This window comes from Aquirufa beregesia, assembly GCF_011090385.1.
Lineage (GTDB): Bacteria > Bacteroidota > Bacteroidia > Cytophagales > Spirosomataceae > Aquirufa > Aquirufa beregesia.
This window is the reverse complement of the sequence record NZ_SEWW01000001.1, coordinates 140,318-154,851: the sequence shown is the minus strand read 5'-3', so window position 1 is coordinate 154,851 and position 14,534 is coordinate 140,318. Positions and strand designations below refer to the sequence as shown.

Genomic DNA, 14,534 nt, shown 5'->3' with positions numbered 1-14,534 from the left:
CGAATAAATTAAAACCTTGTTCTACAGCAAAATCAAGAATTCGAATAAAATCACGTAATTTTGCACTTCCTTTGATTTGAAAAATCAGGAAGAAATAAAATTACCCATAATTTCGATATTAAACCAATGACTTCAACGGAGATCCGCCAGCATTTTTTAGCTTTTTTTCAATCGAAAGGACATTTAATTGTACCATCTGCCCCATTGGTAGCCAAAAATGACCCTACCTTATTATTCAATAATTCAGGTATGGCCCAATTCAAGGATTTTTTCTTGGGAAATGGTACTCCTCCTTCCAAGCGAATCGCTGATACTCAAAAATGCCTTCGTGTTTCTGGAAAACACAATGACTTGGAGGATGTAGGTTTTGATACCTACCACCATACCATGTTTGAAATGTTGGGCAACTGGTCTTTTGGAGATTATTTCAAAAAAGAAGCATTGGCTTGGTCATGGGAATTATTAACCGAGGTTTATCAACTTCCTAAAGAGCGTATATATGTTTCCGTGTTTGAAGGAGATGCCAAAGATGGTGTTCCTTTTGATCAAGAAGCATTTGATATTTGGAAAGCTATTGTCGGAGAAGAAAAAATCATTCTAGGCAATAAAAAGGACAATTTCTGGGAAATGGGCGAGACTGGCCCCTGTGGTCCTTGTTCAGAAATCCACATAGACCTGAGAAATCAAGATGAAGTGGATCGAATTCCTGGAAAATCATTGGTTAATGCCGACCATCCTCAGGTCGTTGAAATTTGGAACAATGTATTCATGCAGTTTGAACGTATGGCAGATGGTTCTTTGGTTCCTCTCCCATCTAAACACGTTGATACCGGTATGGGTTTTGAGCGTCTCTGCATGGCGATTCAGGGTAAACAATCCAATTATGATACCGATGTATTCCAAGGAAGTATTCAACATTTAGCTAAAAAAAGTGGCATAGCTTACGGTCATGATAAATGGACCGACATAGCCATGCGTGTTATTGCTGACCATATCCGGGCCATTGCCTTTTCTATTTCAGATGGACAATTACCATCCAATGCCAAAGCAGGATATGTCATACGTCGTATTTTACGTCGTGCCGTGCGTTATGGATATACGTATTTAGGCTTCAAGGAGCCATTTATGTATGAATTGATTCCACTTTTAGCTCAACAATTTAAGGGGGTATTTGATGAACTCATTTCACAAGAAGCTTTTGTGGCTAAGGTAATTTATGAGGAAGAAGTTTCTTTTTTAAGAACGCTCTCCACGGGATTAGTGCGATTGGATAAATTAATGGAAGATACCCAAGCCAAAGGTACCAGCATTTTAACTGGTGAAGATGTCTTTGAACTAAATGATACCTATGGCTTTCCAGTTGATTTAACTGCTTTAATTGCCCGTGAAAAAGGCATGGATATCGATGAGCCTGGATTCCAACAAGCATTGAATGCTCAAAAGAGCCGTTCAAGAAAGGATGCGGGAGCAAGTGCAGAAGATTGGGTTAACCTGTTTGATAGTGATGACGTTTCTTTTGTTGGATATGATCATAGTACCTGGACAACCCGAGTAGTTAAATACCAAAAAGTTCAAAATAAATCAGGAATCCAATATAAAATCGTGTTAGAAAGTACCCCTTTCTATGCCGAATCGGGAGGGCAAGTAGGTGATTCTGGATTTTTGTTTTTCAAAAAATCAGGAAAACGTATTGAAATTACAGATACCAAAAAGGAAAATGATTTAATTGTTCATTGGACAACAGATGCCAGCATTGAAGAGGTTGCTCAAGAGGAAGAGGTAGTAGCACAAATAGATGAAAGCCGTAGAAAAGCCATTACTAGCCATCATAGTTCGACGCACTTAATGCAAGCCGCCTTACAACAAATTCTTGGTAAGCACGTAGCGCAAAAAGGCAGTTTAGTTAATGAGCAATTGTTACGATTCGATTTCTCTCATTTCCAGAAAGTGACTGAGGAAGAATTGAAGCAAATAGAAGATATGGTGAATGCCAAAATTGCAGCCAATATACCGTTAGTAGAAGAAAGAAATGTACCCATAGCGCAAGCGAAAGAAAAAGGAGCCATGGCTTTATTCGGTGAAAAATACGGCGATTTTGTCCGTGTGATTACTTTTGACCCTACATATTCCGTTGAACTTTGTGGGGGTACGCATGTCAATTCCACTGGTGAAATTGCCTTATTCAAGATCTTATCTGAAAGTTCAGTGGCTACGGGGGTAAGACGAATTGAGGCGGTCACTTCCCAAAAAGCGTTTGAATTATTAAGCCATCAGGCCTATCAATTAGATCAGATTAATGAGCTTTTAAAAGCGCCTAAAGACATTATTAAAGCCGTGACTAGTCTCATCGAACAAAATTCTAGCTTGCAAAAAACGATTGCACAGTATCAAGCCAACGAGATTAAGCTATTAAAAGGTGAGTTGACCCAACAAATTTTGGGTAAAGGAGAATTACTATACCTCATCCAGCAAGTAGAGGTTCCTCATGCTGATGCCTTGAAAAATGTAGCTTTTGACTTGAGCAATGAACATCAGAATTTGTTTTGCTTATTGTTGGCAGAAATGGATGGAAAAGCCAGCTTAGCCTTAGCTATTTCTAAAGAATTAGTAGCTGCCAAATCATTAGATGCTGGTAAAATCATACGCGAATTGGCGAAAGAAGTACAAGGTGGAGGAGGTGGACAAGCATTTTTGGCTACTGCCGGAGGACAAAATCCTCAAGGAATACCACAAGTAATTAAAGCGGCTCAACAATTCATTTAAAATTCCATGAAGGACATCCCTTTTATCTCCTTAGATCAAGCTGCTGTAGGCATGGATCAATGGGGTATGGAGGGACGCCCTTTTGTATTTATTTGTGATTACAAAGGGGAAAAAGTTTGGTGGGGAAGTGAAGAAGAGGCAAAACACTGGGGCATTTCATTGGAATTCAATAGTTACCAAAGCCCCAGCTTTCAAGAAGAAATTCAATTTGAGAAATTCCCATTAAGCTATAAAGAGTACCTAGCTAAATTTTACCAAGTTCAAGCAGGATTAAAGCGAGGCGATTCTTTCTTGGTGAATTTAACCTCTCCTACCCCTATCCAAACGAATCTACGTTTAGAGGATATTTATCGTCATGCCAAGGCTAAATACAAATTACTTATTCAAGACCAAGTAGTGGTATTCTCTCCCGAACCATTTATTCATATTGAAAACAATAAAATACAAGCTTTTCCCATGAAAGGCACCTTAGCGATCAATGAAAAAAACCATCCCGAAGATTTACGTATTGATGCTAAAGAACAAGCAGAACATGCTACTATCGTTGATTTAATACGCAATGACATCAGTCGTGTCGCTTACCCAATACAAGTTGAAAAATATCAATACATTGAAGAGGTAAAGACTCACAGTCAAGATTTGTGGCAAATGTCATCCTTGATTTCTGGAGAATTGATGCCACATTTAAAAAATAGATTTGGCAGTATTTTAAAAGCCATGTTACCTGCGGGATCCATTACAGGGGCACCCAAAGTAGCTACGATGGATATTATTGAAAAAGCAGAGGGGTATGACCGAGGATTTTACACAGGAATAATGGGTAAATTTGATGGAACATCCTTAGATTCAGGAGTTTTAATTAGATTTATAGAACAAATTAACCAAAAGCTAGTTTTTAAAAGTGGGGGCGGAATTACCGTGTTCTCAGATCCTGAAAAAGAGTATTTGGAATTAATTCAAAAAATTTATCTACCTATTTAAAAATGCCCACTTTTTTAGAGACCGTTCATGTTGTGAATGGCGAAACACTTCATCTAGATTATCATCAAAAAAGAATCAATGATGCCTTTCAAAATTACTTTCCAACATCTCCTGTTTTAAACATCCGCGATTATTTTGCTAGCTTGGATATCCCTCAGCATGGGAGTTATCGAGCTAGATTGGTATACCGCACTGAATGGGATTTCCATGAATTCATTCCCTATCAATCGAAAAACATCAATAAGCTGGCTATTGTCAATACAGGTGATTTCGAATACCCTTTTAAGTTTGCAGATAGATCCCATATCTTAAAGAAAATAGCTGAGCATCCAGAAGCTGATGATATTATCTTTTCCAAACAAGGAAAGCTGCAAGATTCTAGCATAGCCAATTTAGCGTTTAAAAAAGACAATAAATGGTATACCCCTAAAGAGCCTCTCCATTGGGGAACTACCCGAAGAAGATTATTAGATGAACAAGTGTTGGAAGAAAGGGATATTTTGGAAACGGAGTTAAAAGATTACAGTCATATCTGCCTCATCAATGTATTTAGGCCACTTTCAGATGAGAACGCACTTTTGCTTCCCGATTCAATTGTGTAAATTGTGTCTTCTTTAAGACATGAATCCTTCCCAAAGTCCTTCCTTTCTATTGCATCAAAAGTTCCCCTTTGAGCCTACACCCTCTCAAACGGCTTTATTTCAGAAATTGAATGATTTTATTGTAAATAAAGATGAATGGGGAGCTCTCACTTTTATCATCAAGGGTTATGCCGGAACTGGAAAAACAACGGTCATTTCTACCCTCATTAAAATTTTAGCTAGCTTTGGTTATAAAACTCAATTACTAGCACCTACTGGTCGAGCAGCTAAGGTTATGGCTAATTATGCGAAGAAAAAGGCATTCACGATCCACAAAAAAATCTACCGACAAGTCAGTAATCCCAACTCGGGTGCTTTGGTGTTTCAACGAATGAACAACTATGCCACCAACACCGTCTTCATCGTGGATGAAGCTTCTATGATAACCGATGAATCTGATTTTGGTACGAATAGTTTATTGACTGATTTAATAGAATACGTTTTTACAAATCCAGAAAATGGCCATACGGGTAATAAATTGATTTTTGTAGGAGATACAGCCCAATTACCTCCGGTTGGGAAAAGCCTCTCTCCTGCCCTTTCCAAAGAATATATTAGCAGTGAATTTCATATGGAGGTGATGGACCATGAATTAACGGATGTTATGCGCCAAGACATACATTCTGGAATTCTATACAATGCCACTAATCTTCGAGAATTATTGAATCAATCATCCCATCAAATTCAATTTAATACCAAGTCATTCAAAGACTTTTTCAAAATGTCTGGTGAAAAAGTGGAAGATGGAATGCAATATGCCTACCGGAAATTCGGAAAAGAAGAAACCATCTTACTTACGAGATCCAATAAAAGTGCTGTGCAGTATAATGAATTTGTTCGGAGATGTATTTTGTATCAAGAAGATGAAATTAGCAGTGGTGATTTATTGATGATTGTTCGAAATAATTACCATTGGTTAGATGAAGATTCTCCAGCGGGGTTCTTAGCCAATGGGGATTTTGTGGAAGTAATGAAAATCAAGAAACAAGAGGACATGCATGGTTTTCGATTTCTGAATGTAAGTGTACGATTATGTGATTACGAAGATCATCCTGAGGTAGAGGCCAAAATATTGTTGGATACGCTTCATTCGGCAGAATCTGCTTTAGGAAAAGAAGCCAATAAAAAACTATATGATTCTGTTTGCGAAGATTATGCCCATATAACCAAAAAAAAAGAAAGAATGGAGGCCATTCGAAAAGATCCATTTCTAAATGCTCTTCAAGTTAAATTTGCTTACGCATTGACTTGCCACAAATCTCAAGGTGGACAATGGAAAGCTGTTTTTGTGGATCAGGGATATCTTAAAGAAGAGCAAATAGACGCTGAATACATCCGTTGGCTATATACGGCCATCACGCGGGCCACTCATGAACTTTTTTTAGTCAATTTTCACGAACGTTTTTTTCCCTAAACTAGATTTTAGTACCTGCTATATTGTCATTAATTGTATCCACAATTGCTAAATCATCATAGTGAGAGACGATTTCTATTAATAATTGATTTAACTCCGCTAAACGCTCTTGACCAACTATTTCAGCAAATTTTTGCTCAAGATGAGCTCTCGATTTCATTAAATCTTCCAAAAATTGATTACCTTTCTCTGTGCAAAATAAGAGAGAGGAGCGTAAATCTTGAGGATGACTTTTAGAAATGAGGTATCCTTTCTGGATTAATTCATTAACCAACTTACTCATGGCTTGCTTACTCACTTTCGCTTTTTTGGCCAAATCAGTTGTAGTAACTCCCTGTTCAGTAAGATTCATTAAAACAATGATATGCCCTATTTTGAAATTTTCATAGCCTAAACTTCTTAAATACGAGCCATTCATCGATTGTACAATGCGGTAAGACTTTACCAAAAGCCTTGATAAAAACATGTGTTTGGAATAATCAGTTGGTGTAATCTGATCCATATAAGATTTTTCTTTCATGCAAAAATACAAAAATAAAATAACTAGTCAACTGACTTGACTTTATTATAAATGCTTCTTTACTTTGCAACAAAAAAAACGTACCATGTCTACTCATCAAAAACCAAAATCTCATCTTCCTAAAATCATTTTAGCAGTAGTTTTACTCATAGGAGGCTTTTTCGGTTATAAAAAATACCAATATGCTACTTCGCATGAAGATACTGATAATGCACAAATAGAAGCCTATTTTATTCCTGTATTACCTAGAATGGCGGGATTTGTCAAAAAGGTTTGTGTCAATGATTATGATCAAGTTAAAAAAGGTCAATTGATTTTGGAAATAGATTCCGATGAAGCAGCCTTGGCATTGGAAGAAATGCAAGTAGAGGTAGAACAAGCTCAATCTGATATTGAAAGTGCAAGAGCTAATTTGAATAATTTAAAGAAAAGTATCGAAGCGCAACAAAGCCTGGTCAAGTCAGCAGAATTGGCATACAATAAGTATAATCGTGATGTTAGTAGAAATGCCGCATTAGAATCTGCTAAAGCCATTACGCGTCAACAATTAATAGACAGTCAAGATTTGGCGGAGCAGGGTGCCATTAAATACCAAGGAGCTAAAGCTGAATTAAGTAGTACACAATCCAGAATAGGCATCTTACAAGCTACTTGGCATAAAGCTGAAATAGCGTTAAAACTTAAAAAAGTTAAGGTTCAGCAACAGCAATTGAAATTAAGCTACAATAAAGTTTACGCACCTGCCGATGGAAAAATTGGTAAGAAATCAGTAGAGGCGGGTCAATTCATTCAAGTCTCACAGCCCCTGATGACCATCATGGATGACAGTAGATATTGGGTTGTGGCAAACTACAAAGAGACCCAAGTGGAGTCTTTGAAAGTGGGAATGGAGACAGATATAAAAATTGATGCTTACCCAGAAATCACTTTGAAAGGACGTATTTTATCTATTTCTGAATCTACAGGGGCCAAAACAACTTTACTTCCTCCAGATAATGCATCAGGGAACTTTGTCAAAGTAACCCAACGTATTCCAGTGAAAATCGAAATATTGAATGCCGATAAATACAAGGATATTTTACGTGCAGGTTTATCATTAGATGTATCAGTTCCCATAAACTAATACAATGCAAAGACCTCAGGGATTCGCAAAAATCATCATCGTACTTACTACGATTACCGCAGCTGTCATGGAGTTGTTGGATACCACGATTGTTAACGTGGCCCTCAACCAGATAGCCGGAAATCTCGGAGCTACCATTGAAGATATTGCATGGGTAATTACCAGCTATGCCATTGCCAACGTGATTATTATTCCAATGACGGGATTTTTAGGGGAATATTTTGGTAGAAAAAACTACTACTTAGGCTCCATGATTCTCTTTGGAATTGCCTCATATTTTTGTGGGATGAGTGATAGCTTATGGGAATTAGTCTTTTGGCGATTTATACAAGGAATTGGTGGAGGGGCTTTACTATCTACATCTCAAGCGATTTTATTTGATGCCTTTGAAGTTAAAGACCGACCAACTGCCTCTGGTTTTTTTGGCATGGGGATTATCCTAGGGCCTTCCTTAGGGCCTGTTTTAGGGGGGTATTTAGTCGACAATTATGAATGGAATGATATTTTCTATGTCAATATACCCGTGTGTATTTTGGCAACCATTCTGACCATCGTATTCATTGATCGTAAGGAAGGTGAAGGGCAGCATCGAAAAAGTATGGAAATCGATTACATCGGAATCGCTTTCCTAACATTAGGAATTGGAAACTTACAATATATCTTAGAAAAAGGAGAATCGGAGAGCTGGTTTGAATCAAGAACCATCAATACCATGGCAGTATTATGTGCCATTGGCCTAATTGGTTTTATTTGGAGAGAATTGACCACAGAACATCCAGTAATCAACTTAAAGATCTTCAAGAATAAGGTATTTGCCATGAGTACCGTCTTTAACCTAGTCAGTGGATTTGGTTTATTTACTTCGGTATTCATTTATCCCATCATGGTGCAGCGCATCAATGGATTAAGTTCTACAGAAACGGGTTTATCCTTGATGTTTCCAACCTTATTGGGAGTCCTCTTTTTTCCAATGATAGCTAAATATTTATCTCTAGGAGGGAAACCCATTCCGGTCATGGGTGTTGGGATCTGTATTTTTATCATTTTCGGTTTCATAGGTGGTTCAGCCACCCCTGAAATGGGTCGTTGGGATTTCTTCCCCATGCACCTTTTACGTATGATGGGGGTTGCTATGTTACAAATGCCGCTAATTAATCAGGCTGTAGCGGGTTTACAACCCGCTGAATATCCAGCAGGAATTGCCTTAAGTAATATGATTCGTCAATTAGGAGGAGCTTTTGGTATTGCAGTGGCAAACAATTATGCTACGCATCGAGCTGCCCAACATCGAACAGATTTATTAGCGAATATTCAAGTGGAAAATCCATTGTTCCAACAAAGAATTCAAGGTTTGACTCAGAATATGATGCAAAAAACGGGAGATTTCGTCCGCAGTGGTGAAGCTGCCTATCGCCAATTAGATGCTATGGTCAACAAGCAAGCCTATTATTTGGCCTACTTAGATACATTCCGATTGGTCTCCATTTTATTCTTATGTATACTACCCTTCTTATGGTTATTGCGTACCCCTAGGAAAACCAAAGCAGAAATTGAAAAAATCATGAAAGCCAGTGAAGAGGCTCATTAATTATATGAAAAAATACATCCTACTCCTTTCCTATTCCTTGTTGAGCAGCACCTTGCTAGCCCAAACTAAAGGACTTCCTGAATTAATTCAAGGAATTTTACAGCATTCGCCTGCCTTAAAGGGACAAAGAAACCTGATTAAAATGGGTCAAGTGAAAACTCAAATACAAGAATCCTACGGCAAACCCATCATTGGCGCCGAAATTGGGATAACTCGAATCGATCCCGTGGCAAAAGCTAGTTTTAACTTTGGTGGAGGCAATTCAACTTTACAATTTCAACCCAACATGAATTATAATTCTCAATTTGTGGCTAATCATGTATTGTATGATTGGGGAAGAAATGCCATGGCCATTGAGAAAACCCGATTAGAAACTCAATTAAGTCAAGCTCAAATTGATCAACAAGAATTCCAAATGGGTTTCCAAATTGCCAATTTATACCAGCAAATTGTCTTTAATAAAAAGGCTATCCTGGTTCAAAAATCACAATTGAAACGACTTGAAAATAATTTCCAAGTTATTCAAAAACAAATAGCACTAGGTGAGGCTATTGAATATGATAAGATCAGCCAACAAGTTAAAATAGCCAATCAAGAGAGTAAAATCCTAGAATTGGAGAATCAAGTAGCTCGTATGTTGGATTATGTAAGCACCTTATTGGGGGCGAATGCCGAGGCCTATTTAGTAGAAAATCCCCAAATCTGGCAGGCTCAAACAGCTAAACCCATAGAATCATTTACGAATCCGGAGATTACTCAAATAAAAGCACAAGAAGAAATCATCAATAAAAGTATTGAATTAGCCAAGTCTGAAAATACCCCTTCTCTGGCTGGTTTGGCTACATTAGGACTGAAAAATGGTTATGTTCCTAGAATTAATGGAGAAACACCATCTTTTGGAGATGATTTTAAAGTGAACAGCGTCTTAGGCCTAAAACTTAGTATTCCTATTTATGCAGGAAAAAGGGCAAGTTATCAAACAGAATTAGCCACCATTCAAAAAGAGCGTGTCGCTTTTCAGTTGGAAGATGCTCAAGAAAAATTAGGAACAGAATGGAGACAAGCACAATTGAATCATCAAAACTATGTAAAGAAAGCTGCAACGCAGAAAGAGGTCGTGGCGCAAGCACAATATGCCTTGGAATTAGCTAATACACGATTTAAGCAGGGATTGATTCGCCGAATTGAATTAGATCAAGCAGAATCTATCTTAGAAGAATCCCAATTGATGCAAGCTCAATTTGATTATCAAGTGAACCTACAACAATTGGAATTATATAGAATACAGGGAATAAAGATCTGGTAATTATAAATCAAACAAGATAGCTAAAGCAGGATTTTGCAATTTACCCTCATAAATCGTCAATCCGTTAGCTAAGGCTTGATTATTGGTACATGCCACATTCCAACCTTCTTTGGCAATTTGTTGTACATAAGGTAATGTCGCTTGAGTCAGCGCTAGAGTAGATGTTTGAGGCACAGCCCCAGGCATATTGGCTACACAATAATGAAGAATTCCATCTATTTCAAATACTGGGTTCTCATGGGTTGTAGGTCGACAGGTCTCTATACATCCACCTTGATCAACAGCTACATCAACCAGCACTGTTCCCGGGCTCATCCGTTTTAAATCTTCTCTTTTAATTAGATGAGGAGCCTTTGCCCCATGTAACAGTACAGCGCCTACAATTAAGTCTGCCTGAGGCAAACATTCCTGAATGGCTAATGACGTGGAATACTGAGTAGACACATTGGCAGGTAAAATATCTTCCAAATAACGTAATCTAGCTAGATTAGTATCCATGATGGTTACATTGGCCCCTAGTCCTGCCGCCATTTTGGCAGCCTGCGTACCAACCACTCCTCCTCCTAAAATGATCACATTAGCGGGTTTTACTCCGGGTACTCCTCCTAACATTTTACCTTTTCCCCCCTGAGCCTTTCCTAAAAAATAGGCTCCTACTTGGATGGACATTCTTCCAGCTACTTCTGACATAGGAGTTAATAAAGGAAGACTCTTGTCAGGCAATTCCACTGTTTCATAGGCAATACAAATCGCTTTGCTTGCTATCATTGCTTGAGTTAGTTCCTTAGATGCTGCAAAGTGGAAATAGGTAAATAGAATTTGTCCTGCTTGTATCAATGAAAATTCTTGAGCCAAGGGTTCTTTCACCTTGACAATCATCTGAGATTTTTCATATACAGAAACCGCATCTGGAAGAATGACTGCTCCCGTTTGAGTGTAAAACTCATCTGAAAATCCTGATCCGACACCAGCCTGACTTTGCACATACACTTGGTGACCTTGAGCCACCAATGATTGAACTCCTGCAGGTGTTAGGCCTACTCGGAACTCTTGTTTTTTTATTTCCTTAGGGACGCCAATGATCATGATAGTAGATGTTAGCTTGTTGAAAAAAAAAGAACGGCCAACGAAAAATTTCGCTGGCCGTTACCTTTGATGAAGTATAATACACTGCAAATATAAAAAAGACAAAAAATATTTATGTATATCACTTATAAAAAAGGAATTATTTCTGTTAAATGTGTTTTTGTAGAAAATAATTCTATAAATTAACTTTCTGTTAACGCAAATCCGAAAAAATTATGGCTTCCAAACTCAATTTAGATGCACTTGATTTAAAGATTTTAAAAATCATACAAGGAAATGGGCAAAAGAAACTCAAAGAAATAGCCTCACAAGTTAATTTATCCCTTTCGCCTACCCATGATCGGATCAGAAAGTTGGAGAAAGATGGATATATCATGTCGTATGTAGGACTACTCAATCGAAAAATGCTGGACTTGGGATTATTAGTGCATTGTCAAGTGACCTTAGAAAAACAAAATCGTAAGAATTTCAAAGAATTTGAACAAGCCGTCCAAGCTTTTCCTGAAGTTCTATCTTGCCATTTGGTCTCTGGGAACTTTGACTATTACTTAATGGTTGTCAGTGCGGATGTAGAAAGTTACAACCGGTTTTATCAAGAGAAGTTGGCTGTGCTTCCAACAGTTGCGCACATCAACAGTTTATTCGTGATGGATGAAATAAAACAAAGTACAGAATTACCTATTACTTGACAAAGGGCTGTTTAATGTTGTACCTTTGTATTCCAATTATGGGGTCGACCGGTTTTGACAGCTTATGTCGGTCGGTGGTAAGCACGTCGGGAGTTGTAGGCATTTCCTGTTAAAAAAACCTTCGAATTATAACTGGCAATACACAGTATGCCATGGCTGCTTAATCTTAGAGATTAATCAATTTGCCATCGTTCAGCCTTCTCTAAACTCTGCCGAGGAGGGCATCTGAGCGTCGACATGCAGAGTCGATAAGTTCGAATTTCTCTACGGACTTGTTAGTATTCAGAGGATAAGTTGAAAGTTTGGGTCTGATGTGAACCCGCTTTTGATCGAAAATGAATCACAGCTAAACGTGTAGAAAGCTATTGTTCGCTAGGTTTGGACGAGGGTTCGAATCCCTCCGACTCCACCACAAAGACAAACAACGCCATTGGAAGACAATAGCGTTGTTTTCATTTAAAGATGTTTTTCTTCCCAAAAACTCTTAGCTTATTTTTTGAGATAGCAAAAAATAAAAGTCAATCTACGTAAAATCACAATCGTCGTATTCTTTTTATGTGTAGTATTGCAAAATCTTGTACTGATTACCTAGCGCATATACATCCATAATAAGGTAGATATGCGCTATAAAGTAATGGGTATGTAACAGTTGTGCGTTATTATAATACAACTTCGATAATACAAAATGAAAAAAATAATATTCTTACTTCTTACATTATTCATTACAAATTTTAACTATGCTCAAAACATAGTACTTGACAGTCTAGTTCAAAAGAATGGTTTTCCTTTCCAAATTGATAAAAACATTTCATTTCAGGGAAAAGGATGGGATGTTTTGCTAGACGAAATAAAACAATCTAATTCTGTTTTGTTGGGAGAAATTCATTTTACAAACGAAATTCCTTATTTCACAAATGCTATTATCAATGAGGTTGATTTTGATAACTATTTCCTTGAGGTTGATCCTTATTCTGTAGATTTAATCGAAACAAAAATTAAATCGCTATCTACTGATCAGCTTAATTCTTTTCTTAAAGAATATTATACAAACTTTTCTTTTTTGCAGTATGAACCCGAATTTGCTTTGTTTAAGAATCTCGTTAAACGTAATACCAAAATATATGGTGTCGAACAAATGAGCGTTTCTGCAGATCAAATGATAATTTCAAGTTTAAAAGAAACTTCGAAAAATAAAAAGGTGATTGAGATATACGAGCAAATGCTTCATAATTCCAAACTAGTTGCATCTAAAGAAGGTTTGGAAAAATACTACATGCTTTCTGAAGATTGTCTTCAAAAATTAGATTTGTTGTTGAAGTTAAAACTTTCTGACAAAGAGCGAAAACAAATTGAAGCATTCAAGTTAAGTAGAGAGATTTATACTAAAAGAAGTCATCTCTTAAGGATTCAATTGATGAAAAACATCTTGCTAAACCAAATGCCCGATTGGAATAACAAAAAAAATCTTTTCAAATTTGGTGCGAACCATCTACCAAAAGGGGAAACCATATTAACAAAAACCGATATATATGATATAGGCAGCTTAATTTCTAATATTGAAGAGGCAAATTTCAGGAAATCGTTACATATAATGGTTGTAGGAAAAGGAGAAGACGAAAAGGATAACACTAGTTTTAAATCTTTTCTAAATGTGGTAAATGATGAACAATGGTATTGTTTTGATTTAAGACCTTTAAAAAAATCTATTTTACAAAACAAGCTAAAAGTAGAAGATGTATACTTATCGAGAGTTATAAAGGGGTATGATTATCTTATTTATATTCCTAAAGTAACTGAAAGTAAAGATATCTCGATAGAATAACAACGCGCAACCGCCGTTTGGCGATGTGGCGGGTTTAGGCTTAATTTAAAGATGGTTTTACACTTGAAAGATTAGTAATTAACCGAAAGTTTAGGCTTTCTTAATCCGCCACATCACCAAGCGGCCAAACGTTAAGAAATATTCCATTTTATATTTTCGAAAAAACTCAAAATTGAGATAAGGTGTTCGATTGCAGTCCCTGACAGCCCACAAGGTGCCATTAAGGCGCAAAAATCAAAAAAGGCCCGGCCAACATTCGGGCCTTTTTTAAGCTTTTACCTCCCATTTTCTCTATAAATCCTTTCATTCTGTAGTGCTTTGAAATAGCTACGCAAGACAGTATTTCTGTATTCCTTTTGATTTTCCTTTTTTTAATTAAAATAAAACAGCCAAATTTTGATATTTCAAAATTTGAATTTGGTGATTATAACTTATCATTGGGGATAACATCATTACATTTTTCCTTAAATTTTACAATTACAGACATATTCCATTGTAAAGACTTCATGCATGGATAAAAAAATAATCATGTGGCTAAGGATGATTTTCAATTACCTGTATATTTAGGAACCGTAAATTTTATACAAATAAAATAATACTA

General features: G+C 37.0%; 11 protein-coding genes and 1 other RNA gene. 10 read left to right on the top strand and 2 right to left on the bottom strand.

Annotated elements, in window-relative coordinates:
• The first annotated feature begins 126 nt into the window (after positions 1-126).
• The 4 genes from alaS to EWU23_RS00640 are packed head-to-tail and all read left to right on the top strand — an operon-like array spanning position 127 to position 5,799.
• Positions 127-2,763 (top strand): alanine--tRNA ligase, encoded by a 2,637-nt coding sequence (alaS, locus tag EWU23_RS00655; protein WP_166227789.1) that lies wholly within the window; start codon positions 127-129, stop codon positions 2,761-2,763.
• A gap of 6 nt (positions 2,764-2,769) precedes the next feature.
• On the top strand, positions 2,770-3,744 hold the full coding sequence (locus EWU23_RS00650; RefSeq protein ID WP_166227787.1) for an aminodeoxychorismate synthase component I: 975 nt from the start codon (positions 2,770-2,772) through the stop codon (positions 3,742-3,744).
• A 2-nt stretch (positions 3,745-3,746) separates the two neighbouring features.
• Entirely contained in the window at positions 3,747-4,346 is a 600-nt protein-coding gene (locus EWU23_RS00645; RefSeq protein WP_166227785.1) for an aminotransferase class IV, read from the top strand.
• 19 nt (positions 4,347-4,365) lie between these two features.
• Positions 4,366-5,799, top strand: coding sequence for an ATP-dependent DNA helicase (locus tag EWU23_RS00640; RefSeq protein ID WP_166227783.1), 1,434 nt, complete (start codon positions 4,366-4,368; stop codon positions 5,797-5,799).
• Between the two features lies 1 nt (position 5,800).
• Here the strand turns inward: EWU23_RS00640 and EWU23_RS00635 are convergent, their stop codons facing one another.
• Positions 5,801-6,319 (bottom strand): MarR family winged helix-turn-helix transcriptional regulator, encoded by a 519-nt coding sequence (locus EWU23_RS00635; RefSeq protein WP_166227781.1) that lies wholly within the window; start codon positions 6,317-6,319, stop codon positions 5,801-5,803.
• An 85-nt stretch (positions 6,320-6,404) separates the two neighbouring features.
• Here EWU23_RS00635 and EWU23_RS00630 point away from each other — a divergent pair, with 85 nt between their 5' ends.
• The 3 genes from EWU23_RS00630 to EWU23_RS00620 are packed head-to-tail and all read left to right on the top strand — an operon-like array spanning position 6,405 to position 10,336.
• Positions 6,405-7,442: an HlyD family secretion protein gene (locus tag EWU23_RS00630; protein ID WP_166227779.1), complete on the top strand. Its 1,038-nt coding sequence runs from the start codon at positions 6,405-6,407 to the stop codon at positions 7,440-7,442.
• Positions 7,443-7,446: 4 nt separating this feature from the next.
• The gene (locus tag EWU23_RS00625) at positions 7,447-9,030 is read left to right on the top strand and encodes a DHA2 family efflux MFS transporter permease subunit (RefSeq protein ID WP_166227778.1); all 1,584 of its coding nucleotides are present in this window, start codon (positions 7,447-7,449) and stop codon (positions 9,028-9,030) included.
• A 4-nt stretch (positions 9,031-9,034) separates the two neighbouring features.
• Entirely contained in the window at positions 9,035-10,336 is a 1,302-nt protein-coding gene (locus tag EWU23_RS00620) for a TolC family protein (RefSeq protein ID WP_166227776.1), read from the top strand.
• Here the strand turns inward: EWU23_RS00620 and ald are convergent, their stop codons facing one another.
• Entirely contained in the window at positions 10,337-11,422 is a 1,086-nt protein-coding gene (gene ald / locus EWU23_RS00615) for an alanine dehydrogenase (RefSeq protein WP_166227774.1), read from the bottom strand.
• Between the two features lie 215 nt (positions 11,423-11,637).
• On the opposite strand from ald, the gene EWU23_RS00610 reads away from it, so the two are divergent.
• The 3 genes from EWU23_RS00610 (at position 11,638) to EWU23_RS00600 (ending at position 13,933) form a co-directional block, all read left to right on the top strand.
• Positions 11,638-12,111, top strand: a complete 474-nt coding sequence (locus EWU23_RS00610; protein WP_166227772.1) for an Lrp/AsnC family transcriptional regulator — start codon at positions 11,638-11,640, stop codon at positions 12,109-12,111.
• Between the two features lie 40 nt (positions 12,112-12,151).
• Positions 12,152-12,523, top strand: a transfer-messenger RNA (tmRNA) gene (gene ssrA, locus EWU23_RS00605).
• Between the two features lie 273 nt (positions 12,524-12,796).
• Entirely contained in the window at positions 12,797-13,933 is a 1,137-nt protein-coding gene (locus EWU23_RS00600) for a hypothetical protein (protein WP_166227770.1), read from the top strand.
• The last annotated feature ends 601 nt before the right edge of the window (positions 13,934-14,534 follow it).

Bases quoted from the DNA above. Each gene is read 5' to 3' on its own strand.
- EWU23_RS00640 (WP_166227783.1), top strand. From the start codon at position 4,366: ATGAATCCTTCCCAAAGTCCTTCCTTTCTATTGCATCAAAAGTTCCCC.
- EWU23_RS00625 (WP_166227778.1), top strand. From the start codon at position 7,447: ATGCAAAGACCTCAGGGATTCGCAAAAATCATCATCGTACTTACTACG.
- alaS (WP_166227789.1), top strand. From the start codon at position 127: ATGACTTCAACGGAGATCCGCCAGCATTTTTTAGCTTTTTTTCAATCG.
- EWU23_RS00650 (WP_166227787.1), top strand. From the start codon at position 2,770: ATGAAGGACATCCCTTTTATCTCCTTAGATCAAGCTGCTGTAGGCATG.
- EWU23_RS00610 (WP_166227772.1), top strand. From the start codon at position 11,638: ATGGCTTCCAAACTCAATTTAGATGCACTTGATTTAAAGATTTTAAAA.
- EWU23_RS00635 (WP_166227781.1), bottom strand. From the start codon at position 6,319: ATGAAAGAAAAATCTTATATGGATCAGATTACACCAACTGATTATTCC.
- EWU23_RS00630 (WP_166227779.1), top strand. From the start codon at position 6,405: ATGTCTACTCATCAAAAACCAAAATCTCATCTTCCTAAAATCATTTTA.
- EWU23_RS00620 (WP_166227776.1), top strand. From the start codon at position 9,035: ATGAAAAAATACATCCTACTCCTTTCCTATTCCTTGTTGAGCAGCACC.
- EWU23_RS00600 (WP_166227770.1), top strand. From the start codon at position 12,797: ATGAAAAAAATAATATTCTTACTTCTTACATTATTCATTACAAATTTT.
- ald (WP_166227774.1), bottom strand. From the start codon at position 11,422: ATGATCATTGGCGTCCCTAAGGAAATAAAAAAACAAGAGTTCCGAGTA.
- EWU23_RS00645 (WP_166227785.1), top strand. From the start codon at position 3,747: ATGCCCACTTTTTTAGAGACCGTTCATGTTGTGAATGGCGAAACACTT.